Here is a 2,382-nt window from a genome sequence, read left to right as displayed (position 1 = left end):
CTGCCCGGCGCCCACTCGGACATCGGTGGCGGCTACCTGCCCCTGGCCACGGAAAAGGTCTTCCTCAGCCCGCCGGAAAGCAACCAGGTCAGCCTGGGTACCGCCAACGAATGGACCCAGGCCTACCTGCGCACGCGTCAGACGCTGGAGCGCCGCCTGCCGGCCTGGCAACCCTATGTGCAACGCATCGGCATCGAGACCTGGGAGGTCCGGCTGCCCTTCAACAAGAAGCACGACCATTACCCGGAAAAACGCGTGTACGCCGCCGTGCGTAGCGAGCGCCAGGTGCGTGGGGAACTGTCGCGGGTGTACCTGCGCATCATGCGGGAACTGGCGGTACGGGCTGGGGTGGCGTTCAAGCCTATTCCGGATACACCCGTTTTCACCTTGCCCGCAGAGTTGCAGCCTATCGCCACCAAGCTGCAGGCCTATGCCCTGGGCGAATCCTTCCTTGGCTTGAGCGAGGAGGAAGTTGCCCTGTTGCAGCGCCGCTACATCCACCTCTCCGCCCACTGGAATGCGGCCAAGGGCAAGCATGAGAGCGAACTGGAAGTGATGTTCATCAACCGTCCCGCCAAGGGCGGCAAGCGCGCGGAGTATCCCAATGAATAGGCTGAAACCCCTGCTGGTAGTCGCCCTGGCCTGGCTGTTGAGCGGCTGCGCCACGGGCGCCAATGGCCTGCCCTACGACGCCTGGCGCCTGGGCTTTCTGGCGCCCAACTACATGGAGGTATGGATCGAGACCGCCGATGCGGTGGACGTGCATGACCGCGTGTTCCGTCGTGCCATGAGCGGGGTGGCGGCGATCCAGACGCCAAAGAACCTCAAGGGCGATCCCCGTGGTTGGCCGGAACGCCCCAGTTGGGGGAAAGGTAAGCATGTCCGCGGCGCGGCTCTGCCGCGGTTGGTCTACGTGCGCTGGCAATCGCTGGTGGAGCCGCAGACCTACGAGGCCTATATCGTGATTCCCGAAGCCACCCGGCGGGCCATGGTCAGGGGGGAGAAGGCCTATTGCCCTGCCACGGGAAAATGGCGAACGGACTATCGCGAAGGCCTGACCATCGGCCTGGCGCCCGGCGGCATCGCCAAGGTCTGGATCATGGGACCTTGCCTGGATCCCATCGAGGTCACGCGGGTACAGGGGGAAGTGGTGAAGAAGGGGCCCTCTGGTGGCTTGACGGATGGTCGTTATGCCTTGCCTTTAGAGCCGGAGTCCAAGGCCTACATCGAAAAATACGGCATCCCCTATGGATCCTGGTGAGCCAGCGTGCTGAGAAAGCGACTGCTCCCTTGGGCCTGACGGCGAGGCTGGCCCAGGGCCCGTGGTGCAGGGCTCCGCGCGGACGGGATGACCCGACGAACCTTTATCCCGCTCAGAACAGCCCGCAGTCCATCCGCCCCTGGAAATCGGTCTTGGCCACCAGCTGGCCGTTGGCATCGGTGAGCAGGGCCAGGGCCTTGCGCAGTTGCGGGCGCACTTCCAGGCGGTAGCGCTGACCGGGGGCGAAGTTGTCGTAGGTCAGCCATACGCGGCAGGTGATCTGCGTGGTGTTGTCGCTCATCGCCAGGCCGCCGCCGCCACCCCCGGGAATCTCGTACTGGTAGCGCACTTCCAGCTCGTGCTTGCCCGGCGGCACCTGGAAGAAGCGGCCGTCGCGCAGCACCTGCTTGTCCAGGCGCTCGGCGAGCAGGGTGTTGGCCGGCTGGGTGTAGAGGTCGACCCAGGCCAGCTGCGGGTCGTGGGCCGGCAGCGGGCCGGCGCAGGCGCTCAGCAGGGCCGGGAGGAACAGCAGCGGGAGTTTGCCCATGGCGGTGTCGCTCGAAGCGGGGGATCCTCCCAGCATACGCCCTGGGCGACGCCGCGGCGCGTTCGCTCAGACCTTCTCGCAGCGCCCGGTGCGGCCGCGGGCGATTTCGTTGGCCTGCTGGTCGTACAGCCGCGCCCAGGGGTAGAAGCCGATGCTGCCGGTCTCCAGGCGGTAACGCTGGCCGGCGCCGAAGTCCTTGTACTTGAGGGTCAACTGGCAGTCGCGCCACATCGCCTCGGACACCGCGGCCTCGGAGCCGATGTTCTGCGGTTCGACCTGGAACTGGTAGCGCACGCGCAGCTCGTGCTGGCCGGGGTCGACCTCGAAGTAGCGGGTGCTGTGCCAGGGCTGGTCGTCCACCTGCAGGGCCGAGAGGTCGCTCTGGCCGTTGGTGTCGAGGTCGATCCAGGCACGGTTGGGGTCGGGTTGCGGCAGGATCAGCGAGCAACCGCTCAGGACGAGCAGGCCGGTGGCGAGCAGCAGCGGGCGCATGGGTACACTCCAGGGTGGTCTTGTTGTGTCGGCAGCGGCGGTTCGGGGCCTGTGCTAATGTGCCGCGCATGCCCGCCCGCCT

General features: G+C 66.6%; 3 protein-coding genes and 1 pseudogene. 2 read left to right on the top strand and 2 right to left on the bottom strand.

Translation table 11 applies throughout. The features are described from left to right. Nucleotides 1-612: pseudogene (locus tag RN02_RS26190) on the top strand (PAAR domain-containing protein); the annotation flags it as partial. Further along, nucleotides 605-1,261 (top strand): DUF2931 family protein, encoded by a 657-nt coding sequence (locus RN02_RS26185; protein WP_043318018.1) that lies wholly within the window; start codon nt 605-607, stop codon nt 1,259-1,261. The pseudogene RN02_RS26190 and the gene RN02_RS26185, both read left to right, overlap by 8 nt. 112 nt (nt 1,262-1,373) lie before the next feature. Here the strand turns inward: RN02_RS26185 and RN02_RS26180 are convergent, their stop codons facing one another. Both RN02_RS26180 and RN02_RS26175 read right to left on the bottom strand, forming a co-directional pair. Then, the gene (locus tag RN02_RS26180) at nt 1,374-1,808 is read right to left on the bottom strand and encodes a PA0061/PA0062 family lipoprotein (RefSeq protein ID WP_009614521.1); all 435 of its coding nucleotides are present in this window, start codon (nt 1,806-1,808) and stop codon (nt 1,374-1,376) included. A gap of 66 nt (nt 1,809-1,874) precedes the next feature. Continuing rightward, nucleotides 1,875-2,300 carry a PA0061/PA0062 family lipoprotein gene (locus RN02_RS26175; RefSeq protein WP_043270085.1) on the bottom strand — a complete coding sequence of 142 codons (426 nt, stop codon included), beginning with the start codon at nt 2,298-2,300 and terminating at the stop codon, nt 1,875-1,877. Nucleotides 2,301-2,382: the final 82 nt, after the last annotated feature.

Origin of the sequence: Pseudomonas sp. PI1, assembly GCF_000812405.1 — a bacterium.
In the GTDB taxonomy this organism is placed as follows: domain Bacteria; phylum Pseudomonadota; class Gammaproteobacteria; order Pseudomonadales; family Pseudomonadaceae; genus Pseudomonas; species Pseudomonas citronellolis.
Note: the sequence above shows the minus strand (reverse complement) of the source record. Positions and strands in the feature narration are given on the sequence as shown.